General features: G+C 67.4%; 19 protein-coding genes. 6 read left to right on the top strand and 13 right to left on the bottom strand.

Annotation, left to right across the window (positions count from 1 at the left end):
• Positions 1 to 80 precede the first annotated feature (80 nt).
• The 3 genes from OUY36_RS02320 to OUY36_RS02310 all read right to left on the bottom strand — a co-directional run bounded on the left by OUY36_RS02320 (position 81) and on the right by OUY36_RS02310 (position 1941).
• Positions 81 to 509: a DUF2628 domain-containing protein gene (locus OUY36_RS02320; RefSeq protein ID WP_267936581.1), complete on the bottom strand. Its 429-nt coding sequence runs from the start codon at positions 507 to 509 to the stop codon at positions 81 to 83.
• 113 nt (positions 510 to 622) lie between these two features.
• The gene (locus tag OUY36_RS02315; RefSeq protein WP_267936579.1) at positions 623 to 1276 is read right to left on the bottom strand and encodes a dienelactone hydrolase family protein; all 654 of its coding nucleotides are present in this window, start codon (positions 1274 to 1276) and stop codon (positions 623 to 625) included.
• Complete coding sequence (locus OUY36_RS02310; RefSeq protein ID WP_267936578.1) at positions 1273 to 1941, bottom strand: phosphoribosyltransferase; 669 nt, start codon at positions 1939 to 1941, stop codon at positions 1273 to 1275. Before OUY36_RS02310 ends, OUY36_RS02315 begins: the two co-directional genes overlap by 4 nt.
• A gap of 203 nt (positions 1942 to 2144) precedes the next feature.
• Between OUY36_RS02310 and OUY36_RS02305 the strand changes: the two genes are divergently transcribed.
• The 3 genes from OUY36_RS02305 to OUY36_RS02295 all read left to right on the top strand — a co-directional run bounded on the left by OUY36_RS02305 (position 2145) and on the right by OUY36_RS02295 (position 6252).
• Complete coding sequence (locus tag OUY36_RS02305) at positions 2145 to 3230, top strand: ABC transporter substrate-binding protein (RefSeq protein WP_267936577.1); 1086 nt, start codon at positions 2145 to 2147, stop codon at positions 3228 to 3230.
• Positions 3217 to 5589, top strand: a complete 2373-nt coding sequence (locus OUY36_RS02300; RefSeq protein ID WP_267936576.1) for a putative bifunctional diguanylate cyclase/phosphodiesterase — start codon at positions 3217 to 3219, stop codon at positions 5587 to 5589. Before OUY36_RS02305 ends, OUY36_RS02300 begins: the two co-directional genes overlap by 14 nt.
• Positions 5590 to 5772: 183 nt before the next feature.
• On the top strand, positions 5773 to 6252 hold the full coding sequence (locus OUY36_RS02295; protein WP_208217315.1) for a BCAM0308 family protein: 480 nt from the start codon (positions 5773 to 5775) through the stop codon (positions 6250 to 6252).
• Positions 6253 to 6291: 39 nt separating this feature from the next.
• Here OUY36_RS02295 and OUY36_RS02290 read toward each other — a convergent pair whose 3' ends face one another.
• The 7 genes from OUY36_RS02290 to OUY36_RS02260 form a co-directional block, all read right to left on the bottom strand.
• Positions 6292 to 7119, bottom strand: a complete 828-nt coding sequence (locus OUY36_RS02290) for an FAD/NAD(P)-binding protein (protein WP_267936574.1) — start codon at positions 7117 to 7119, stop codon at positions 6292 to 6294.
• Positions 7116 to 8123: a 4Fe-4S dicluster domain-containing protein gene (locus OUY36_RS02285; protein ID WP_267936573.1), complete on the bottom strand. Its 1008-nt coding sequence runs from the start codon at positions 8121 to 8123 to the stop codon at positions 7116 to 7118. The genes OUY36_RS02290 and OUY36_RS02285 overlap by 4 nt, the downstream gene beginning before the upstream one ends.
• Complete coding sequence (gene fdhF / locus OUY36_RS02280) at positions 8110 to 10206, bottom strand: formate dehydrogenase subunit alpha (RefSeq protein WP_267936572.1); 2097 nt, start codon at positions 10204 to 10206, stop codon at positions 8110 to 8112. The genes OUY36_RS02285 and fdhF overlap by 14 nt, the downstream gene beginning before the upstream one ends.
• A gap of 201 nt (positions 10207 to 10407) precedes the next feature.
• A complete protein-coding gene (locus OUY36_RS02275) occupies positions 10408 to 11088 on the bottom strand; it encodes a DUF1028 domain-containing protein (protein WP_267936571.1) in 681 nt (226 codons plus the stop codon).
• Between the two features lie 173 nt (positions 11089 to 11261).
• The gene (locus tag OUY36_RS02270; protein ID WP_267936570.1) at positions 11262 to 11720 is read right to left on the bottom strand and encodes a DUF1456 family protein; all 459 of its coding nucleotides are present in this window, start codon (positions 11718 to 11720) and stop codon (positions 11262 to 11264) included.
• 63 nt (positions 11721 to 11783) lie between these two features.
• Positions 11784 to 13172 (bottom strand): sigma-54-dependent transcriptional regulator, encoded by a 1389-nt coding sequence (locus OUY36_RS02265; protein WP_267936569.1) that lies wholly within the window; start codon positions 13170 to 13172, stop codon positions 11784 to 11786.
• Positions 13165 to 14646: a sensor histidine kinase gene (locus tag OUY36_RS02260; protein ID WP_267936567.1), complete on the bottom strand. Its 1482-nt coding sequence runs from the start codon at positions 14644 to 14646 to the stop codon at positions 13165 to 13167. The genes OUY36_RS02265 and OUY36_RS02260 overlap by 8 nt, the downstream gene beginning before the upstream one ends.
• A gap of 149 nt (positions 14647 to 14795) precedes the next feature.
• Here OUY36_RS02260 and OUY36_RS02255 point away from each other — a divergent pair, with 149 nt between their 5' ends.
• On the top strand, positions 14796 to 15185 hold the full coding sequence (locus tag OUY36_RS02255) for a DUF4168 domain-containing protein (RefSeq protein WP_267936565.1): 390 nt from the start codon (positions 14796 to 14798) through the stop codon (positions 15183 to 15185).
• Between the two features lie 169 nt (positions 15186 to 15354).
• On the opposite strand, the gene OUY36_RS02250 is transcribed toward OUY36_RS02255, so the two are convergent.
• The 3 genes from OUY36_RS02250 to OUY36_RS02240 all read right to left on the bottom strand — a co-directional run bounded on the left by OUY36_RS02250 (position 15355) and on the right by OUY36_RS02240 (position 17137).
• A complete protein-coding gene (locus OUY36_RS02250) occupies positions 15355 to 15672 on the bottom strand; it encodes a hypothetical protein (RefSeq protein ID WP_073865882.1) in 318 nt (105 codons plus the stop codon).
• Between the two features lie 61 nt (positions 15673 to 15733).
• On the bottom strand, positions 15734 to 16096 hold the full coding sequence (locus OUY36_RS02245; protein WP_063539464.1) for a hypothetical protein: 363 nt from the start codon (positions 16094 to 16096) through the stop codon (positions 15734 to 15736).
• 144 nt (positions 16097 to 16240) lie between these two features.
• On the bottom strand, positions 16241 to 17137 hold the full coding sequence (locus tag OUY36_RS02240) for an alpha/beta fold hydrolase (RefSeq protein ID WP_267936564.1): 897 nt from the start codon (positions 17135 to 17137) through the stop codon (positions 16241 to 16243).
• Positions 17138 to 17453: 316 nt separating this feature from the next.
• Between OUY36_RS02240 and OUY36_RS02235 the strand changes: the two genes are divergently transcribed.
• Both OUY36_RS02235 and OUY36_RS02230 read left to right on the top strand, forming a co-directional pair.
• A complete protein-coding gene (locus OUY36_RS02235) occupies positions 17454 to 20243 on the top strand; it encodes an AsmA family protein (protein WP_267936563.1) in 2790 nt (929 codons plus the stop codon).
• 262 nt (positions 20244 to 20505) lie between these two features.
• A complete protein-coding gene (locus tag OUY36_RS02230; RefSeq protein WP_267936562.1) occupies positions 20506 to 20952 on the top strand; it encodes a DUF2147 domain-containing protein in 447 nt (148 codons plus the stop codon).
• Positions 20953 to 20975: the final 23 nt, after the last annotated feature.

Here is a 20975-nt window from a genome sequence, read left to right as displayed (position 1 = left end):
TTACAACCGCTAACCGTCAATTTGGTCGGCGTAGCGGCGCTGCGGCCCTCGCCCGCCGACCTGGTGTCGCGACGGCGAAGCTACAGCCAGCCGTTGTCGCCCAGTACCTGACTCTTGTAGAAATCGAGATTGGCACGCATGGCGAACACGCCAGCGACACCATAGGAAAGGAAGCGCGCGAACTCGCCATAGCCCAACGCATCAAGCCCCATGATGATCAGGCTGGCCGCGATCAGTGCCAGCAACGTATAGCTAACCGCCCGACGCCACATGCCCTTGGCCAGGTAGTACAGCGGCCCGAACAAAAAGGCGAGGATGTTGAACGCCATGGCTTTGCGCCGCTCGGCGGCAGGCAGACTCTTGAATGCTGGCAGGCGTGGCCCTCCAGCCTGGGCAATGGCAATGAAACGCCGTTTCCAGGCGTCGGAAACGGGCAATGCATCGATCCGGTGCGTCTCATCGGCGGCCAGCGTGGCAGCCGGTGGTGCGTAAGGATTGTGGATACTCATGAAACCTCCTTGTTGTCGAGCGCCCTATCATCGCGGCCGCCGTCGATCCTCGCCAATCGACGTGCCAGCAGCGTGCTGCACCGCATGTTTCTCGCGGTCTGCAGGCGCCGCGCTCAGCGCAGATAGCGCACGAACCAGTCGCCGGCCAGCTGGGCAACCTCTTCCAGCGTGCCGTGCTCCTCGAACAGGTGGCTGGCACCGGGCACCACCACCAGTTGATGTTCGCATTGCAAACGTGCCGCGGCGGCGCGGTTGAGTTCCAGCACCTCCAGATCGCGGCTGCCGACGATGAACAGCGAAGCGGCGTGGACTCGTGCCAGCGACGGCTCGGCCAGATCGACACGGCCGCCGCGCGAGACCACCGCCGCGATGTCCGCCGGGCGTGACGCCGCGGTGGTAAGCGCCGCGGCGGCACCGGTGCTGGCGCCAAACAGGCCGATGCGCAGTTCGCGCAACTGCGCATCGCTGCTCAACTGGTCGACCACGCCAGTCAGGCGCTGGCTGAGCAGCGGAATGTCGAAGCGCAGCTGGCGGGTGATCTCGTCGATGGGTTGTTCGTGCTTGGTCAGCAGGTCGAACAGCAAGGTGCCCAGGCCCAACTCGTTGAAGCGCCGCGCCACGCTCTGGTTGCGTGGGCTGTGCCGGCTGCTGCCGCTGCCGTGGACGAACACCACCAGCCCGGCGGCATGCGGCGGCAGACAGACGTCGCCGTGCAGGCGGGCCTTGCCGAGGGTGAAGCGCATCGGTGTCGATGAAGGCTGGCTCATGCCGGCTGCCCTCCTCTGCTCCAGGCGCGCTGCAGCAGATCGACCACCAGCTGATCCGGGGTCTGGTCGAAATTCCGATACCAGCGGCCGATGGCGTAGAGGTCGTGGGGCATGTGCAGACAGACGACACGGTCGGCCAGCGGCTCCAGCTGCGCGACGCTCTCCGGCGCCGCCACCGGCACCGCCACGGTGATGCTCGCCGGCTCCAGCTGGCGCACCGCCTTCACCGCGGCGCGCATGGTGGCGCCGGTGGCCAACCCGTCGTCCACCAGGATCACCGCGCGTCCCGCGACTGCTGGGCGCGGACGGTCGCCGCGATAGGCCTGTTCGCGGCGCTGCAGCTCGTGGCTCTCCTGGGCGATGGTGCCGTCGATCTCGGCCTTGGAGACGTGCACGTAGCGCACGATGTCCTCGTTCATCACCCGCACACCGCCACTGGCAATGGCGCCCATGGCCAGCTCGCGATTGCCCGGCGTGCCGAGCTTGCGCACGACCAGGATGTCCAGCTCCAGGCCGAGGCGCTGCGCCACTTCGAAGGCCACCGGCACACCGCCGCGCGGCAGCGCCAGCACCAGGGCATCGGTCCAGCCGTCCTCCTGCGCGAGCCGCTCGGCCAATGCCTCGCCTGCATATATTCGATCAGGGAAAGGGATCTTCAGGGTCATGGCCGGTTCCTCGCTACGCTGCCGATTGCAATGGAGTCTGGCTCAAGAATGGGAGGTCCGTGGGCCGCTGCGACAAACAACGCGGTCGCCACTGATCGGTGCGGGCACGAAAGGCATTGCCGTCACATGTCTGGCGCCATTAAAGTGCCATTATTGCGCCGTGCCGCTCCGGCGGCGCGACCTCTGCCAGCGGAAGGATCCCCATGCCGAACAACAAGAAACCCCGGGTTGCCTGGTGCGCACGCAGCGTGCTGCTGATGGCCGTGAGCCTGCTGTTTCCCTCCACCTCGCTGCAGGCGGCACAGAGCCTGACGCTGCTGACCTGGGAGGAATTCCTTGGCGAGGCGGTGATCGAGCGCTGGCAGGCCGAGACCGGCGTGGAAATCCGGCAGATCTACTTCGACAGTGGCGACAAGCGCGATGAAGTGCTGGCCAAGACCGACCACCAGGTCGATGTCGCCCTGACCGAGCTGATCAGTTCCTCCCGTTTCGGCGCGCGCGGGCTGCTGCAACCGCTGGACCAGGCCACGCTGCCAGGGCTGCGCCACATCCCGCAACGCTGGCGTGACAGTTGCGGCCCGCACAGCGTGCCGTATCTCTGGGGCACGCTCGGCATCGCCTACCGCAGTGACCGCGTCGAACGCACGCCCCGCTCCTGGGCAGACCTGCTGCAGCCGGCTCGGGCGAACGAGCCACACATCATCATGATGGAAGACCACGAGGACATCCTTGCCAGCCCGCTGATCCTCCAGCAACGCTCGATCAACACCGCGGACAACGACGAGCTGAAGGCCGCGTTCGAGCTGCTCATGGCCCAGGCGCCGGCCGTGCTCACCTACGAATACGTGATCACTTCCCTGCGCAGCCAGCGCTATCTGGACCAGGCGGACATGGCCCTGGCCTACAGCGGTGACCAGCAGGTCCTCAACGAGGTCGAGGGCATCGACGGCGAACCCTGGCGCTACGTGGTACCGGAAGAAGGCACGCTGCTGTGGGTGGACTGCCTATCGGTGCCGACCAGCACCCCGAACAAGGCCCTGGCGTATCGCTTCCTGGAGTTTCTCCTGCGACCGGAAATCGCCGCGCTGAACGCCGCCGAGCTGGGTGTGGCGACCCCCAATGCCGCAGCACGGGCGCTGCTGCCGGCAGAGGTACGCCAGGACCCGAGCATCTACCCACCGGAGCCGGTGCTCGAGCGCAGCCAGGTCTACGAACCGCGCCCGCTGCAGGCCACGCAGACGCGGCGACGCATCATCAGCGCGCTGATAAACGCCCATGACGCTCGGTAAGCGCGCCCTGCTGGTGATCTTTCCGGTCATTCTGATCATCCAGCTGGTTGCCGCGACCGCCGCCTACCTGACCCAGCGGTCCGCACTGCTGGATCTGGAACAGGCCCGCCTGGCGCAGCAGCTGTCCGCGCTGAAATCGGCCTATCTGGACTACGAGGCCTTCAACCGCAGCGTGCTCTACTCGATCATGGAAAGCGAGGCGCTGCTGGCATTCCTGCGCGAGGCGGATACCGCCTTTCGCAACGACACCCTCGGGCTGAGCATCCAGCAGGCCATCCGCTCGCTGTCGACCGCCAAGCTGTCCTTCGCCTCGGTCGCCATCGTTCAGCCGGACGGCGAGCCGGCCTACTACTTCGAAAGCAGCCTGTCGCCGTTCGCCAGCATGAACGTGATCCAGCAGCAGGTGGTTCGGCAGGCAAAGCAGGGGCTGGAGCCCGCCGCAATGGTCTACGTCGAGCAGGCCGAGGGCGGCCCGCTTCTGCTGCAGACCGATTTCATCCTGCCCGCATCCGGCAGCCGGCCATTGCCCAGCCAGCGTGGCGAAGCCTTCGCCCTGCAGCTGGCGGTGCGTCCGGAGGCCTTCATCGCGCTGAAACAGGCACTTGAACACGAATACCGCGCGCAGCTGGAGATTGCCGCCGAACTGGCTCCGATCCAGCCGGAGCTGTCCGCCGACGTGCTGCTGTCGCGCTCGCTGTATGCACGCCTCACCCCGGCCCCGGAATACCTCGCCGAGCGTCTGCAAACGCTGCGCCTGGCATTCCTCGCCGGTGGCGCGCTGGTGTGCGTGGTTTCCATCGGCCTGTTGCTGCTGTTGATCCGCCGCTACGTCACCGCCCCCATCAGCCAGCTCGACGACCAGCTCACCGACCTGCTGCTGTGCAAGCGCGCCGCACTCGACGAACCCACCGTCGGCGGCGAAATTGGCCGCCTGACGCTGAACATGAAGACGCTGCACGATCACAACACCGCCGCGCTGCGCCGTATCCAGGAGATCTCCTGGACCGACAGCCTGACCCAGACCAGCAATCGCGCGCATTTCGGCATGCTCGCCAACGCCATGTACGAACGCTGCCTGCACAGCGACAAGCGTCTGGCGCTGCTGTTCATCGACCTGGACAACTTCAAGCAGGTCAACGATCAGCACGGCCACGATGCCGGCGACACGCTGCTGCGGATTTTTGCCCAGCGCGCCCAGGGCGTGCTGGAGGCGCACCGGCTGCGCCATCCGCAGACGGAAACGGCCCTGGCCCGCCTGTCAGGCGACGAGTTCGCCATCCTGCTGCTGACCGAGCCCGGCGCTGCAGATCTGGAAGAGCTGTGCGAGGCACTGCTGGGGCTGTGTCGTGGCGGCTTCCGCCTCGAGGATCGGCTCTACCCGGTGGGACTGAGCATCGGCACCGCCCGCTACCCGGACGACGCGGATTCCATCACCCAGCTGCTGACCCGTGCCGATACCGCGATGTATCAGGCCAAGGCCGAAGGCAAGAACGCGGTGGTGGCCTTCAGTGGCGAACTCGCACAACGCAACGAGCGCATCCGCCTGATCGAAGAGCAGCTGCGCGCGCTCGACGGCGACAACCAGCTGCGCCTGGTCTATATGCCGGCGCTCGACCGCGAAGGTGCGGTGGTCAGCTGCGAAGTGCTGCTGCGCTGGCATTCGCCGATCCTCGGCACCGTCTCGCCAGCGGAGTTCATCCCCATCGCCGAGCGTGCCGGGCTGTTCCCGAAGATCGACAGCTGGGTGATCGACCATGCACTGGCCGAGTACCCCGAGCTGGTCCGCCTGTTCGGCGAGGGTGTCATTCTGGCGATCAACGTGTCCTCGGCCCAGCTGGTGGACGATCGCATCTGCCGCTATCTGGTCGAGCGCGCCGCCCACCACGGCATCGAGCCGGGCAGGATTGAAATCGAGCTGACCGAAACCTATGCCGCCGAGCTGAGCAAGGACACCATGGCGGTGGTCAAGGGCATGCGCCAGGCGGGTTTCCGCGTGGCGATCGACGACTTCGGCGTCGGCTACACCTCGTTCCAGCAGCTGCTGCAGTACCCGGCGGACACCATCAAGCTGGACATGGTGATCGTCGACAGCCTCACCCGCCCGGACATGCAGCAGAGCCTCGCGGCGCTCATCGCCTTCTGCCATGCGCAGGGCAAACGGGTGAACGCCGAGGGCGTGGACAACATGGAAAAGCAGTCGGCCCTGCTCGAGGCCGGCTGCGACCTGTTCCAGGGCTACCTGCTCTCGCCGCCACGTTCGCTGTCGGCGCTGGAAGACTGGATGGCCGTGCGCCGGCGCGCACTGGCGCCGCTGCGCCTGGAACAGCTGACGCCACGCGAGGTGTCGCAGCCCTGTTGAGCGAGCCCTGTCGGCGCACGCCCAGCCACAGCTGATGCTTGCCCGGTCGGGCATCCATACCGGCGCCACCGGCTGGGCGCGACAAATCATCGCAACCGGCAATCGCCACCCATGGACAGCGGACGAGCGCGCCGGGCTGATCTACGCTGCAAAGGCACCCTCCCAATCATCGAGGCCTTCGCCATGGACAATACGCGCGACAAGCTTCTGCAACCCGAACACCATGACCCCTATCTCAAGGCCTGGCACCAGCGCGGCGACACCGTCTGCCCGCAATGCGGCGCCGCCTACCAGGCCGGGCGTTGGACCTGGCACGGCCTGGTCGACGCCGCCAACGCGCAGGAAGCGCTGTGCCCGGCCTGCCAACGCATTGCCGAGAACGTCCCGGCCGGCACCATCAGTCTGCTCGGCGCCTTCGTCAAGACGCACGCCGACGAGCTCTGCGGGCTGATCCGCAACACCGAGGAAAAAGAGAAGAGCGAACATCCCCTCGAGCGCCTGATGGCCATCAGCGACGAACCCGATGGATTGCGCGTGACCACCACCGGCCTGCATCTGGCGCAGCGCATCGGCCACGCGCTGGAAGCCGCCTACGATGGCGAATTGAAGATCCGCTACGAAGGCGAAGAGTATTACGTGGACGTGCACTGGCGGCGCGACTGAAACTGGCGGGTCGCGGCGACGCTCTGCCACCCGGCCCGCTCAGCAGGGCTGCGGCGGCAGGCAGCCGGCGGCGACCTGACCGCTGGCCGCCAGCAGGCGCAGGTACTCGTCGTAGCGATAGGTCGGCCCATCGACGCAGGCGTAGCTGCTGCCGATGTAGCAGTGCCCGCACAACCCCACCCCGCAATGCATGCGCCGCTCCAGCGACAGCCAGATCCGCCTGGCGGGCAGGCCACGATCGACGCAGCGCCGCGCCACCGCCAGCATCAGCGCCTCCGGCCCACAGCAAAGCACCTGCGCGGGCGCCTCACCACGGCTCAGCGCCTGCTCTAGCGCATCCAGTGGATTGCCCTGCGGCCGGCCGTCATCGCCATGGTCCAGCGTCTCGATCAGCGTCAGCCGCTGGCGCCAGCGCGCGCGTTCGCGCGCCAGCACCTGATAGGCACGGCTGCGTGCGGCGTAGATCAGCTGCAGCTCGCCGGCGGCGCTGTCGATCACTCCGGCCAGCGGCGCCAGCCCGCAACCGCCGGCCACCAGCAGCAACCGCTCGCCCGGCGCAGGGCGTGGCCAGCCGTGGCCGAACGGCCCGCGATAGCCGAGCACGGCGCCCGGCGCGAGGGCGAACAGCGCGGCGGTGAGTGTGCCGGTCTGGCGGATCAGCGCGCTGAAGCGCCCTTCGGCATCCGGCGGGCTGACATAGGTGAAGGCCGCCTCGCCGACGCCGGGCACGGCGAGCATGAAGAACTGCCCCGGCTGCACTACCGGCTCGTCGGCCAGCGGCTCGACGGCGAAGCTGAAATGCCGCGCCGCCTCGCCATCGTCGTAACAGTCGAGCAGGCGCATGCTCCGTGGCGTCAGGTCGATCATGGCTGGCCGATCCTCTTCATCACCTGGTGCACGCCGATGCCGCCGGGGCACACCGCGTCGCAGCGCCCGCAACCGACGCAACCGTCGCGGCCGAAGCGCTGGCGGAAGTCGTCGCCGAACTTGTGGTACCAGAAGCGCTGCACGCGCTGCCCGGGGGTCGCGCTGGGGTTATGACCGCTGGCCTCCTGCTGGAAGCCCTGGTACAGGCAGGAGTCCCAGACCCGCTCCTGCACACTGGCGCCTGCGGGCTCGGTCTGTACGAAGGGGGCGAAGCAGGAACAGGTCGGGCACACCGAGGTGCAGCCGGAACAGCCCAGGCAGCGCAGGCCGAGCGCTTCCCAGGCCTGGCTGTCCACCGTTTCGCCATTGAGCGCCGCGCAACCAAGGGCGATCTCGGCCTGCTCGCCCTGCTCGGCGGCCACCTGCAGTGCCTGGGCGTCGCGCTGTTGTGCCCAGTCTGCCGGTGCACGAGCCAGCACCAGCCCGGCCAGCGCCTGCTGCCCACGCTCGGAGGCGACGAGCAGCAGCCAACGCCGTCCCAGCGGACAAAGGATCAGGTCGGCGGTATGCGCGCGCACCTCCGGCCCGCTGTCCATCATGGCGCAGAAGCCGTGCTGGCAGCTCTGCGCGCAATCGAGGCCGACCAGCAGGGTCGCGGCGCGGCGCGCCTGATAGTGAGGATCGGCGGCGAAGAAGCGGGCCTGGTAGACCACCGCGGTGAGGTCGCAGGCGGCCAGGCCGAACAGCACCTGCGGCTGCACCTCGGGCAGCAGCGGGATGAACTGGCCGCTTTCGTAGCGGAACAGCGCCTCGCGCTCGGCGAAGAAGAACGCCTTGGCGGAAAACAGCGGCGGTTCTTGCGGCACCACGAAGGGCTGCGACGGATCGTCCAGCGCCTGCCAGCGCAACGCGCCCTGCCCATCCGGCTGCGGCTGGTAGAGCTGCCGCTCGCGGGCCAGATGCGCGCGCAGCCGCTCGGGGCTGTCCAGCTCATAGGCCTGCATGGTCGGCCTCCAACGGGCGTTCGAGTTCGATGCGCGGCGCCTGGCCGGGCGCCAGCGGGGTCAGCGCCACCGCGCAGGCCTTGAGTTCCGGCATGTGGCTGATCGGGTCCTGGGCGCTGTTGGTCAGACGGTTACAGGGCGCCTCGCGGAAATGATAAGGCATGGCGACGGTGCCCGGCGGTACGTCATCGGTGAGCTGCGCGCGGGTTTCCAGCTGGCCGCGACGCGACGCCACGCGCACGCCCTGCGCCTCGGCCAGGCCCAGTCGCGCGGCATCCTGCGGGTGGATGAACAGCAGCCCGGCGGGAATCTCCCGCTCCAGCAGCGGCGACTTGCGAGTCATCGCCCCGCCACCGTAGTGAAAGTGCAGGCGCTGAGTGGTGAAGCAGAACGGATAGTCGGCATCCGGACATTCATCCGGCTCGACCTGCGAAACCGGAATCAGCTGCGCGTGACCACGCGGGAAGCACTGTTGGTGGAGGATCGCGGTACCGTCCGGGTGCGCCGCATCGCACGGCCACTGCAGCCCGCCGGTCCGCGCCAGGCGCGCGTGGCTGATGCCGCTGAAAATCGGCGACAGCGCGGCCATCTCGGCGAACACCTCGTCCGCGCTGGCCCAGCGCATGCCTTCATAGCCCATACGCTCGGCCAGCGCGGCGAGGATCTGCCAGTCCGCCCGCGCCTGCCCGGGCGGCTCGATGGCCTTGCGCAGCAGCTGCATGCGCCGCTCGCAATTGCTGAAGGTGCCGTCCTTCTCGGCGAAGGCGGCCGCCGGCAGCACCACGTCGGCGAAGCGCGCGGTCTCGCTCAGGGTCAGCTCGACCACCACCAGGAAGTCCAGCGCACGCAGCGCGCGGGCCAGCTTGTGCTGGTCCGGATCGGTGACCACCAGTTCCTCGCCGAGCACCATCAGCGCGTGGAACTCGCCGCGCAGCGCCGCCTCGCTCATGCCCAGCGAGGTCAGCCCCGGTGCCGGCGGCTGCACCACGCCCCAAGCGCGGGCGAATTTCTTCCGCACCGCGCCGTCGCTGACCTTCTGGTAACCGGGATAGACGTCCGGCAGGCAGCCCATGTCGCAGGCGCCCTGCACGTTGTTCTGTCCGCGCAGCGGATTGACGCCGGTACCGGGCCGGCCGAGCTGGCCGCAAACCAGCGCCAGGTTGGCCACCGCAATGACGTTGTGGGTGCCGCTCTGGAACTGGGTGATGCCCATGCCGTAGGCGATGAAGGCGCGCCGCGCCTGGCTGTAGGCGCGCGCCAGCTCGATCAGCGCCAGCACCGGCACGCCGGTCTGCACGCTGGTACGTTCCGGGGTCAGCTCGCGCACATGGGCTCGCAGCGCCGCCTCGTTGTCGCAGCGGCGGGCGAGGAACTCGCGGTCCTCCCAGCCGTTGGCGAAGATGATGTGCAGCAACCCGTTGAGCAGCGCGATGTTGCTGCCCACGCGCAACTGCACGTGCTGGTCGGCCAGCCGCGCCAGGCGCGTGCGCCGCGGGTCGACGACGATCAGCCGGGCGCCGCGGGCCTGCGCTCTGAGCATGCGCGCACCAATCATCGCGTGGTTCTCGGTGACGTCGGCGCCGATCACCAGAATCAGCTCGGCCTCGTCGATGTCGGCGATGGAATTGGTCATCGCCCCGGAGCCCAGGGTGCGACTCAGCCCCGCCACCGAAGGGCTGTGGCAGATGCGCGCGCAATGATCGATGTTGGCCGTGCCGAGCACCGCGCGGGCGAACTTCTGCGCGGCGTAGTTATCCTCGTTGGTCGCGTGGGCGCAGCTGATCACCCCGACCCCGGCCGGCCCGGCGACCTCCAACGCGGCGCGGAACTCGCTGACGATCAGATCCAGCGCCTCGTCCCAGCCCGCTTCGCGGAACCGCCCGTGTTCCTTGATCAGCGGGGTACGCAGGCGGTTGCCGGCATCGATGGCAAACCCGCTGGCCCAGCCCTTGGCACACAGCTGCCCGGCGCTGACCGGGTGGCCCGGCTGCGGCTCGACGCCCACCACGCGGCCGTCCTCGACGCGCAGGCCGAGGCCGCAGCCAACGCCACAGAAGGTGCAGATGCTCGGAATCACATGCATGGATGCCTCCCGCGTTCGACGCCGCGCCAGCCTCGGACCTCGATACGCTGAGAACAGTTTAGGCGCTGAACGAGTAACGAACCCTGCAGACGCGATAAATGCGCGTGACTGACCGAAACCCGCGGCGACTCGCTCAGGTCAGCGGCGAGCTCAACCGCTCGTTAGATGTAGGCGCCTGCAGCCCTGCGTTCTCCCGGGCAGCTAGATGGTTTCTTCGCCAGCCGCGCCTGCGGGATTGGCGCGCGTCGGCATGGCGAGGATTTCCGGGACCACCTGGCGGGCGAACACATCGTGCAGCCGGCGCAGCTCGGCGAACGGATCACAATGGTGGTCGACACGGATGTCCCACAGCGGATACGCCTCCTGATCGACCACATACACCGTCGCCGAGGACTCGCCATGGCGGTCGCCACCTTCAGCATCGCCGGCTTCCAGCGCCGCCATCAGGCGTTCCACCAGCGGCCGATCGGCACTGCCGACATACGCCTGGCACGCCGCCTCCAGCACCTCGCGGCCCTTGAGCCGGTTGCCCTGCACGCAGAACTGCTCGCCGGCGATGGAGCCAGCCCAGGGCAGGCAGCGCTCGCCGGTCCAGCAGGCGGTGCGCCCGCTGTTGTCGATGACCGCGCACTGGCGCAGCTCCATGCAGGGGTCGGTGCGCCGCAGCCGCTCGAGGACCTCAGCGGCCGGGCTGAATTCGCGCAAGAAGCACAGGCCGTCGATGCCGAGGTATGGGTTGATCTGCGCCTGCGTCGCCACCGCCCCGACATGCGCTGCAGCGTGGGTCAGCAGCTTGCCGACGGCCGGCATGGCGGTGGCGGTGGCGGCAGCGACGCCGAACTGCCCGGTGCGCGGGCAGCGGGCGACGATGGAAAAGGTCATGGGCGGGCTCCCTGGATTCGTCAGGGGTTAGGCCCGAGCCGAGCGGCAAACGTTCATGCAACGCGTGCCGGCCGGAGCTGCTCAGCGCAAGCGATCCGAACGCGACGCTCAGGGCTCCCTCGCCACAGCGTCCATGCCGACTGCGCAAGCACTGCAGGCCCGCCTCAGCGAGCTCAGCCCTGGCGCAGCGATAGCCCCTTGAGGAAGTTGCGCAGCAGCTGGTCACCGCAGGGCCGGTAGTTGCTGTGTCCCGGCTTGCGGAACAGCGCGCCGAGCTCGGATTTCGACAGCTGCAGGTCTGCGGCCCGCAGGATCGCCTGCAGGTCTTCGTCGCGCAGCTCGAAAGCCACCCGCAGTTTCTTCAGGATCTGGTTATTGCTCACCGGCAGTTCCAGCGGCGGCGCCGGGCGGCTCTCGTCCTTGCCGCGTTTGAAGTAGATCAAGCCGTCGAGAAAACGCGCCATGGCCTCGTCCGGGCATTCCTGATAGCCGTCCTCGTCCTCGCGGCTGAGCCAGGCGCGAACCTCGACCTCGTCCACCGTGCAGCCACCCAGGGCGGCAATTTCGGCCATTTGTACGTCACTGGCCTTGAGGGTGTAGCGCAGGCTGCGCAGGACGTCGTTGTTGAGCATGGTCGCTCCTCACTGAGAAAAGGCCGGCAGTGTGCGCTTTCGGGCGCCCTGCGGCGAGCCCGATCAACCGTCCTCGCGCTCGCCGAGGCGCCGGTACAGGGTGCGCCGGCCGATGCCCAGCAGGGCCGCCGCGCGGCGCTTATTGCCGTCCACCAGCTTGAGCACGTGTTCGATATAGCGCAGCTCCAGCTCCTCCAGGGTCGGCAGCAGCGGGCCATCGCTGAGCTGAGCGAGCAGTTCGGCGCCGGCACTGCGCGCCTTGTCATCACGATAGTCGGCGATGCGGCTGGGCAGGTGCTCCAGCTCGATGCTGCGTCCGTGGCAGAAGGTCACCGCACGCTCGATGGCGTTCTGCAGCTCGCGCACGTTGCCGGGGAACGGATAGCGCCGCAGTTGCGCCAGTGCCGCCGGCGCGATGCCGCGTACCGGCCGCCCACTGCGCGCGGCGAAGTGGGCGACGAAACCGGCAGCCAACAGTTCGAGATCCTCTTCGCGATCACGCAGCGGCGGCACCTGCAGGATGAAGGTTTCCAGACGGAAGAACAGGTCCTCGCGGAAGGCCTCGCGCCCCGCCTCGGTTTCCAGCGGGCGGTTGCTGGCGGCGATGATGCGCACGTCCACGCTCAGCTCACGCTCGGCACCCACCGGGCGGATCGTGCCTTCCTGCAGCACGCGCAGGAGCTTGGCCTGCAGCGGCAGCGGCATCTCGCCGATCTCGTCGAGAAACAGCGTGCCACCGTCGGCCTGCTGGAACAGTCCCTTGTGCGCGCGGTTGGCGCCGGTGAAAGCACCGGCGACATGGCCGAAGAATTCGCTTTCCAGCAATTCGGCCGGCAGCCCCGCGCAGTTGATCGCGAGGAACGGCCCCTTGGCACGCTCGCTTTCCGCATGCACGGCACGGGCGACCAGTTCCTTGCCGGTGCCGCTCTCGCCGATCACCAGCACCGGCCCCTCGGCCCGGGCGAGCTGACGGATCTGGTCGAACACGCCACGCATCACCCGGCTGCGCCCGAGCATGCCGTGGAAGCGGTCGTCGCTGAGCAGCTGCTGGAAACGCCGCACCTCGTCGCGCAGGCGGCGTGTCTCCAGCGCGCGGGCCACCGCCAGGGCGAAATGCTCGAGGTCCAGCGGCTTGGTAAGGAACTCGTCGGCGCCCTCCTTGAGCGCCGCCACCGCCTGCTGGATGCTGCCGAACGCGGTGATCACCAGAAACGCCGGCGCCGCCTGCATCGTCCTGACCCGTCGCAGCAGCGCCATGCCATCGGCACCGGGCAGGCGCAGATCGCTGACCACCAGCGCCGGCTCCCAGCTTTCCAGCGAGCCGACCGCCTCCTCCGCGCTGGCCAGCGCGCGCACCTGCAGGCCGCGATCTTCCAGCTCCTCGACCAGCAACTGGCGCAGGCTGTCGTCGTCCTCGACCAGCAGGACCCGCTCCTGCGTCACTTCAGTCATGCTCGACCTCCTCGTCGATCAATGGCAATGCGATACGGAAGGCTGCGCCCGGCAGGTCGCCGTCGACCAGTTCGATACGTCCGCCACACTCGCCCACCACACCATGGGCCACTGCCAGCCCCAGTCCGCTGCCCTCGCCCACCGGCTTGGTGGTGAAGAACGGCTCGAACAGCGCCGCGCGGTTCGACTCGGCAATGCCGGGGCCGTCGTCCTCGACCTGCAACATCAGTTCGGCGCCATCGCGCCACCAGCGCAGCCGCACCAATCCGCCAGGGCTGGCCTGGGCGGCATTGCGCAGCAGATTGGTCAGCGCCTGCTCGAAACGCGGCGGGTCGACCCGGCAGTACAGCGTTTGCGCCGGTGCCTGCAGCTCCAGCCGTACCTGCAGCGCGGCCAGCTCATCGGCCACCGCCGCGGCTGCCGAATGCGCCAGCACCTCGGCAGGCACCTTGCGCAGCGGCGAGCCGGCGGCGCGGCCGAAATCCAGCAGCTGGCGGACAATGGCACTGAGCCGGGCCACCTGCTGGCGAATCTGCAACAGCGCACGGCGATGGGTTTCGCCCAGCTCATCGTCGCGCAACACGCGCTGCGCCTTGCCGTCGATCACACTCAGCGGGCTGCCCAGCTCATGCGCGACACCAGCCGCCAGCCGCCCCACTGCCGCCAGTTGCTGACTCTGGCGCAGGCGCGCCTGCAACTGCTCCTCGCGGGCCTGCTGCTCGGCCACCTGGCGCTCGGCGGCGGCGATGCTGTCGAGCATCTGGTTCAGCGCGCCGGAGAGCACGACGATCTCCTGCGGACCGCTGCGCGGTGCACGATGCTCGCGCTCGCCGGCCGCGACGCGCTCCATGCTGCGCGCCAGCTGCTGCAAATGCTTGCCCACCGCGGAGCGATGGCCGAGCAGGATCACCACCAGCGCCACCCCGGCGAGCAAGCCGCCGAGGCCCGCGGCGATCAGGCGCAGGCGGCGGATGTCCTGCTCGAAATCGCCCCAGCGCCGGGTCACCTGCAGCAGGCCATTGATCTGCCCGCCACTTTCTTCCAGCGGAACGAAGTAGGAATACACCGGGCGGCCATTGATGCGCTGATAGGTGCCGGTCCGCTCGCCACCGGCGGTGAGCTGCTGGATCGCCGACTCATCCTGATCCGGTTCCACCGCGCCGGCATAAGCCGCGAGCTTGCCGTCACGGTCGTAGACATAGGCGCCATACACACGACCGACGCCAAGCACCGATTCCAGCACCTGCTGCAGGGTGCGCTCGTGGTTCTTCTCCAGGCTGGCGCTGAGCGGCAGGCGCACCGCCCGCGCGACCAGCTCGACCTCGGCCTGCAGGCGCCGTTCGCTGTTGCGCTCGACTGTCCAGAGCACCACCGAACTGAAGCCGAACATGATCGCCATGAGCGGCACGATGACCTTGAGCAACAGCGCGCCACGCAGGCTCGCCGGGCGCTGCCAGATTGATACATGTGTCATTCCGGCACAGTACAGGAGGGCTTCCGCTGCAGCCAGCGCGCTCCGATGAAACGAGCAATTACTTATAGATCAAACAGTTACGTTCTAACGGGGCATCTGGCACGGCTGCTGCACTGTTGAAGGCGTCTTTAACCGAAGCAGGAATGAACATGACCCAGCACAACGCTCGTCTCGCCTTCGCCGGACTCTTCTCGCTGTTCCTCGGCCTGGCCGCCCCCCTTGCATCGGCGCAATCAGCCAACCCCGCCCCCACGGCGCAGCCGGCGGCCGGTGCACAGGCCCAGCAGTTCGGTGAGAAAAAACTGGAAAGCTTCGCCGAGTCGCTCGGCGAGATCATGGAGATCCGCGAGGAATTCACCGGCAAGCTGCAGCAGACCGAAGACGCCGACAAGGCCCGCGATCTTCAGCAGCAGGCCAACGAAAAGATGCTCGGCGTGATCGAGGAAAACGACATCAGCATCGACGAGTACAACGCCATCAACCAAGCCGTGCAGACCGACCCGGAGCTGCGCAACCGTGTGATCGCGATGATGAAGTGAAGCGTTGCTGTAGCGCTGCGTTAAGGCACGTTACGCGACGGGAAATGCCCCGCTCAGCAATGCGAGCGGGGCTATCTCGCTTCATGTGGCCCGAGCGCGAGCCCCAGCTTCGCGCTCGGCATGCAACGGGTAGCGGCGGCATACGACGCAGCACCCCTTTGACGAACGGTTACTCAAGCTCGCCTGGTGTAGCTGACTGGTGAGGCGGGTCTGCGGTCACCGTATCCTGTTCGGTGCGATGCAGATTTCGATTAGGTACCGATTCGCTGTCCGACAAACCTTCAACCGGCCGACCGTCCTCCGTGACGATCTGCCCCTGCTCGTTTCGATGTGTTTCGAGCTTCTCCTGAGGGGTCGGAATACCCATCTGACTTGCCCGCGAGCCGGTGTCATCACGAGGGGTACCTGCCGGCCATTGTGCGGCCGCATACGGTACGGATAGAAAAAGCGTGGCCATCGAAATGGAAGCAAGCAAGTATCTGTTCATGGTGTTCTCCTCTTCCCCTAGGCGGCGAGCCCAGCTCAGGGCGGTGAAAGCTTCTGCCAGGTCAATTACTCGCTGCGCCTACTGGCTTGCAGACGAGCATGGCAATCGGGCCGCCCGCGGAGTATTTACCGGGCACTTGCATGACGACCTCTTCGTTCGGGCTGATCGAAGCAGCGGGTGTAGCCGTCATGGCCGTTTCCTCAGGCAGAGCATGGAATTGGCAGGAAGCGATCTCCGCGCTGCGGTTGGTCACCTTGATCGCCGGTACACCACGCAGATCGACCTGTTCAGAGGATGCCGAAGGCACGCCAAGTTCCTCGATCTCCATATTCATGCCATTCAGACGAGTCACGACCATCGGGTCGTCGGCTAGAGCTGGGAGAGCAGACGCGAGGACAGCGAACGCCAAAATTGGTCTTTTCATCCGGGTTCTCCATTGAGTCTTACCATGTGAGAACGGTCAGGCACCAAGGAGTTCGCTGGCCCGTCAGGTCACGGCGGGCCCGCAATAATTCGCGCCACCTCTCCCCCCCTCGGCTTGCAGATGCTCGGGCACGATGTCGTCTTTTCAACTGCCACCCTCTACAGCAGCAAGACGCGCACGAAAGTCGAAGTAGTGTTCGAGCACCCGCTCCGGCGCCTCGACTTGCGGGTAGTGGCCGATGCCCTCCAGCAGCACGGTGTCGGGCGTCGGAATCAGCTCGCGGTAGCGGGTCACCATGTGTGCACCCGAGATCGGATCGGCGGCGCCGTCGATCACCCGCAACGGCACATTGCAGCGCTGCATGGCCGTCACCCAGCGCTCGCGTTGCCTGACCCGCTCGGGCATGTAGCCGATCAGCCGGTGCATCACCGCCGGTCCGTCGCTCTCGGCGATCAGTCGCCAGTAATCGTCCAGCTCGGCGTCGTTCGGCTGCGTCTGCGCACCGAACACCCGGCCGAAGGTCGCCCCGAGCGTACGCCGCGAGAACAGCCTGCCCAGCAGGAAGCCGAACGGGCCGAGCAGCAGCTTCTGCACCCGCACCGGATGATGGGTTTCCGGGAACAGCCCGCCATTGAGGAACACGCAGCTGGCCAGCGCGATGCGCCCTTCGCAATGCCGCGCCAGCAGCTCCTGAGCCACGCTGTCGCCATAGTCATGCGCCAGCACATGGATCGCACCGCCGATACCCAGCTCCGCCAGCAGTGCCTGCTGCAGGTCGGCCTGCTCGATCAGGTTGTAGGCATGCCCACGCGGCTTGGCCGAATAGCCGAAGCCGAGCATGTCGCAGGCAACCAGCCGATAGCGCGCCGCAAGCGGCTGCCAGACCTTGTGCCAATCCCAGCTGGCGGTGGGAAAAACATGGATCAGCAGCAGCGGCTCGCCTTCGCCAGCCGTCCAGTAGCGGATGCGCTTGCTGCCAAAATCGAACTCGCGAGCGCTGGCGCGCCAGCTATCCAGTGCCATGCCGTCGGTGCTACTCATTCGTTCTTCTTGTTTTCGTGGAGACGAAGCCAGTCTAGCGGGCTGCTACGGCATGACGACTTGCCGCGCCGGCCAGCTTGGTGGCCCGGCGAGTCAGCCGGGCGCTGCTATCCCGCCCTGTCCTTCGCCTTCGACGGTGTAGACGGTGCCCTTGCAGAGGCGCTGGGACGCTCGCCAAGCTGGGGCAGCGAGTAACCGCGTCAGGGTCCGTTCGGCCGCCGGTAACCGCAGCGGCCGACCTCTCCCCGCTTATCGGGGTCGCACATAGGACACCCATCGATATCCATCCCATACGGCTTGCCGGAAGGAGGAACAGGTGTCCAGAGCGACCCCATGGCTGCTGGCCGGCCTTGCCGGCATTCTCGTTCTGCTGGGCGGTCTTGCCCTGCTGGCCGAGTCACCCTGGGCCCGGCAACTGATCGAGCGTCAGCTGAGCCAGCGCCTGGACGGGCGCGCGGTGTCCATCGGCGAATTCGACATCGAATGGGGTTTGCCGCTGGGCGTGCAGCTTCGCGACCTGCGCATCGCCAACGCCGACTGGGCATCGGACGCACCGCTGCTGACGCTCGACGCGTTGCGTGCCCGGCTGGGCGTCGGTGCCCTGTTGACCGGTGACGTACAGCTGCGGTCGCTCCAGGTGGTTCAACCTCAAGTCCACCTCGCCCGCCAAGCCGATGGCCAAACGAACTGGGCCGCGCTGCTGGGCGACGGCCCGGAGCAAGGTTCGCTGCCGTTCAGCCCCGATCCCTTGCGCATCCGCGACGGCGAGATCCATTACCGCGATGCCCAGCTCGACCTTCAGCTTGACCTGTCGGTGGCGACGCCTCCCAGTGACGAAGGTCCGCGTCAGCTGAACGTGGAAGGTTCCGGCCAATTCCGCGGCCGTCCCGTCAGCCTGACGCTCGTCGGTGACCCACCAGCGCGGGCGCTGGCGGCCGACGCCGCTTATCCCCTTTCGCTGAACGCCCAGGTCGGCGCCCTGCAACTGCAGTTCGAGGGACAGAGTGCCTCGCTACCCAGCCTTGAGCAGCTGCAGGGCCGGTTGACGGCCTCTGCATCGGACGCCATGGCCTTCAATGCGCTGCCGATCAACCTACTGCCGTTCAGGCTGCAGGCGAGCACCCGGCGCGACGGCTCGCAGTGGGCGTTGAGCGACATCGACCTGCGTACCAACGGCAGTCATCTGACCGGTGCGGCGAGCGTGCAGGCCGGTTCCGAGCCAAGGGTGGCCATCCGCCTCGAAGGCGACCAGCTGGACCTCGACCGCTGGGGCCTGATGCCTCGTCCGACCCGCACGGGCGAGCGCCGCCCCATGGCAGCCGATCGCCTGTTGGGCAATGCCAGCGGCCTGCTCGAACGGCTGGGTGACTACCGCGGCGAGCTGTCGCTGCAGCTCGATACGCTGAGCTATGCGGATAACACGCTGCAGGACGTGACCATCGAGGCACAGCTGGACGACCAGCACCTTGAACTGGCGCAGCTGCATGTCGAGCAAGGGCAAGGCGCTGTCTCGTTGCAGGGTGGCTTCGATTGGGCGGACGCCGGGCTGTCCGGCGCGCTCGATGCGCAGCTGGACCAGTTCGATCTCGGCCAAGCACTTGCCGCGTTCGGCCAACCCGGGCTTGGCGTGCTGGATGGCGAAATCCACCTGCGCCTGGCGCCAGACGCCGCCTCGATCGAGAACACCCAACTGCGGTACAAGGCACCGGAACAGGACCTGCGCGTGCAGCTAGGCGCCGCCTCGACCGCAGCGGGGCTGGCGTTGCACGGCACGGCCTGGCACAACCAGGTCCCGGTACAGTTCGAGCTGCAGCTGGGCGCGCTACCCCAACTCTTTCGCGAAGCCACCTGGCCGGTCGAAGGCGTGCTCCGCTCGGGCGACGCGCGCCTCACGCTCGACGGCCATGTAACCGACCCGCTGCAGCTGGACGCCGCCGTGCTGCAGGTGTCGCTCGAAGGCCAGCAGCTGGACCGTCTCGACACCTTGACCGGCCTCGACCTGCCCGCACTGGGCGATTACCGACTCGACGGCGAGTTGCGTTGGGAAGATCAGCAGCTGCGGCTTCTCGGGCTTGACGCCCGCTGGGGTGAAAGCGACCTCAGCGGCGATGTGCGGCTCAGCCTGGCCGGACGTCCGATGCTCTGGGCCAACCTGCATGCCGATACGCTGCGTTGGCGCGACCTGCGCCCGACCACCGAGCGTGCGCGCGACAAGCGCCAGCTGTTCTCGGACCGGTCGCTGAAACTCAAGGCCCTGCAGGGCCGCGATGCCATCGTGCGTTTCAGCGCGGACAACCTCGTGGTTCGCGATGTCCCCCTCAATGCCGTGACGCTCAAAGCGATACTCGACGAAGGCGTTCTGGAAATCGAACCGCTGCGCCTGGAACTCGCCGGCGGCACGGCACATGGCACCGTGCGGCTGAATACGCGCGTGCCACGTCCCAGCGGCACGGCGCGCCTGTCACTGACCGGCGCGCGCTTTTCTCCGCTGTTGCGCAGCGCAGACTTTCCCAGTGTTGCGCAGGATTCGGCTGCCGTTATCGGTGGCCAGCTGCGATTGGCCGTCAGCGGGCAGTCCGCGGCGGAGATGGCGGCCGGCGCCGACGGCCGCCTGGAGCTAGCCATGTCGGGCGGCCAGTTGGACAAGGTCGCGATCGAGCTACTCGGGCTCGACGCGGGCGAAGCCTCGATCGCGGCGCTCATCAACGACGCACCCACCGACATGAGCTGCGGCTACCTGCGTTTCGACGCCGACGCCGGCATCGCCCATCTGGAACGGTTCTTCGTCAGCACCCAAGACAGCAACCTGACCGGGGGCGGCCAGATCGACCTTGCCACCGAGCGGTTGAAACTGGCATTCGACGCCCACGCCAAAGACTTCAGCCTGCTATCGGGTCAGGCGCCGATCCAACTGCATGGCACCCTGCGTGATCCGCAAGTGGAAGTGATCACCGACACGCTGGTCGCCCGCGGGCTCGCCAGCGTTCTGGGCGCCATCGTCGCGCCGCCGCTGGCGATTCTGCCGTGGCTCGAACCCGGTTTCGGCGAAGGTTCGGGCATGGGCTGCGACAAGGCGCTGAAGCAATTCGAACGGACCGGGACCTAGCCGTGCGCGCGTTGGAACACCGGACCAGCCCCGTTGCGCTGTACCCGGCAGAGGGTTGAGCAAGCTGCTCGACTCGCCGTCTAGCGGCAACATGCCCAATCGAGACTGCAACATCGGTTCCGCCAGCCACGCCGAATCCAGCGGAAACAGGACGAGCGAGACGGCGTATGTGACGAGAACCGACCGGTCAGGCGGTCCGGGGCAACGGGGCGCAATTGCCGGTGGTAGAGTCGGCGGCGCCCTTCTGATCACTGGAGAAACCATGCGTCCACTGTTCAATGCCCTGTTGCTGGCCCTGCCGCTCTCGCTCTCCTCGTTCGCCTCAGCCGCCGAATCGCCTGCCGGGCGCTGGCAGACCATCGACGACGAGACCGGCAAGCCCAAGTCCATCGTCGAGATCCAGCAGGCCGCCGATGGCACGCTGACCGGCAAGGTGGCGCAGATTCTGCAATCGGAGCACGGGCCGAACCCGCTCTGCAGCGAGTGTGAAGGCGAGCGCAAGGATCAGCCCATCACCGGCATGACCATCCTCTGGGACCTCAAGCCGGACGGCGAGCAGGTCTGGAGCGACGGCACCATCCTCGACCCGGCCAAGGGCAAGACCTATCGCTCCAAGGCCCGCCTGCTGGATGGCGGCGACAAGCTGGAAGTGCGCGGTTACATCGGCATCGAGGCGCTGGGCCGCAGCCAGACCTGGGTTCGCCAGTAAGCCTGACCGCGTACAACACCCAG

It is taken from the genome of Stutzerimonas sp. R40042 (assembly GCF_026642215.1).
Classification (GTDB): Bacteria; Pseudomonadota; Gammaproteobacteria; order Pseudomonadales; family Pseudomonadaceae; genus Stutzerimonas; species Stutzerimonas frequens.
Note: the sequence above shows the minus strand (reverse complement) of the source record. Positions and strands in the feature narration are given on the sequence as shown.

Excerpts from the sequence above, each read along its gene's own strand:
- OUY36_RS02320 (WP_267936581.1), bottom strand. The coding sequence starts at position 509 with ATGAGTATCCACAATCCTTACGCACCACCGGCTGCCACGCTGGCCGCC.
- OUY36_RS02315 (WP_267936579.1), bottom strand. The coding sequence starts at position 1,276 with ATGAGCCAGCCTTCATCGACACCGATGCGCTTCACCCTCGGCAAGGCC.
- OUY36_RS02310 (WP_267936578.1), bottom strand. The coding sequence starts at position 1,941 with ATGACCCTGAAGATCCCTTTCCCTGATCGAATATATGCAGGCGAGGCA.
- OUY36_RS02305 (WP_267936577.1), top strand. The coding sequence starts at position 2,145 with ATGCCGAACAACAAGAAACCCCGGGTTGCCTGGTGCGCACGCAGCGTG.
- OUY36_RS02300 (WP_267936576.1), top strand. The coding sequence starts at position 3,217 with ATGACGCTCGGTAAGCGCGCCCTGCTGGTGATCTTTCCGGTCATTCTG.
- OUY36_RS02295 (WP_208217315.1), top strand. The coding sequence starts at position 5,773 with ATGGACAATACGCGCGACAAGCTTCTGCAACCCGAACACCATGACCCC.
- OUY36_RS02290 (WP_267936574.1), bottom strand. The coding sequence starts at position 7,119 with ATGATCGACCTGACGCCACGGAGCATGCGCCTGCTCGACTGTTACGAC.
- OUY36_RS02285 (WP_267936573.1), bottom strand. The coding sequence starts at position 8,123 with ATGCAGGCCTATGAGCTGGACAGCCCCGAGCGGCTGCGCGCGCATCTG.
- fdhF (WP_267936572.1), bottom strand. The coding sequence starts at position 10,206 with ATGCATGTGATTCCGAGCATCTGCACCTTCTGTGGCGTTGGCTGCGGC.
- OUY36_RS02275 (WP_267936571.1), bottom strand. The coding sequence starts at position 11,088 with ATGACCTTTTCCATCGTCGCCCGCTGCCCGCGCACCGGGCAGTTCGGC.
- OUY36_RS02270 (WP_267936570.1), bottom strand. The coding sequence starts at position 11,720 with ATGCTCAACAACGACGTCCTGCGCAGCCTGCGCTACACCCTCAAGGCC.
- OUY36_RS02265 (WP_267936569.1), bottom strand. The coding sequence starts at position 13,172 with ATGACTGAAGTGACGCAGGAGCGGGTCCTGCTGGTCGAGGACGACGAC.
- OUY36_RS02260 (WP_267936567.1), bottom strand. The coding sequence starts at position 14,646 with ATGACACATGTATCAATCTGGCAGCGCCCGGCGAGCCTGCGTGGCGCG.
- OUY36_RS02255 (WP_267936565.1), top strand. The coding sequence starts at position 14,796 with ATGACCCAGCACAACGCTCGTCTCGCCTTCGCCGGACTCTTCTCGCTG.
- OUY36_RS02250 (WP_073865882.1), bottom strand. The coding sequence starts at position 15,672 with ATGAACAGATACTTGCTTGCTTCCATTTCGATGGCCACGCTTTTTCTA.
- OUY36_RS02245 (WP_063539464.1), bottom strand. The coding sequence starts at position 16,096 with ATGAAAAGACCAATTTTGGCGTTCGCTGTCCTCGCGTCTGCTCTCCCA.
- OUY36_RS02240 (WP_267936564.1), bottom strand. The coding sequence starts at position 17,137 with ATGAGTAGCACCGACGGCATGGCACTGGATAGCTGGCGCGCCAGCGCT.
- OUY36_RS02230 (WP_267936562.1), top strand. The coding sequence starts at position 20,506 with ATGCGTCCACTGTTCAATGCCCTGTTGCTGGCCCTGCCGCTCTCGCTC.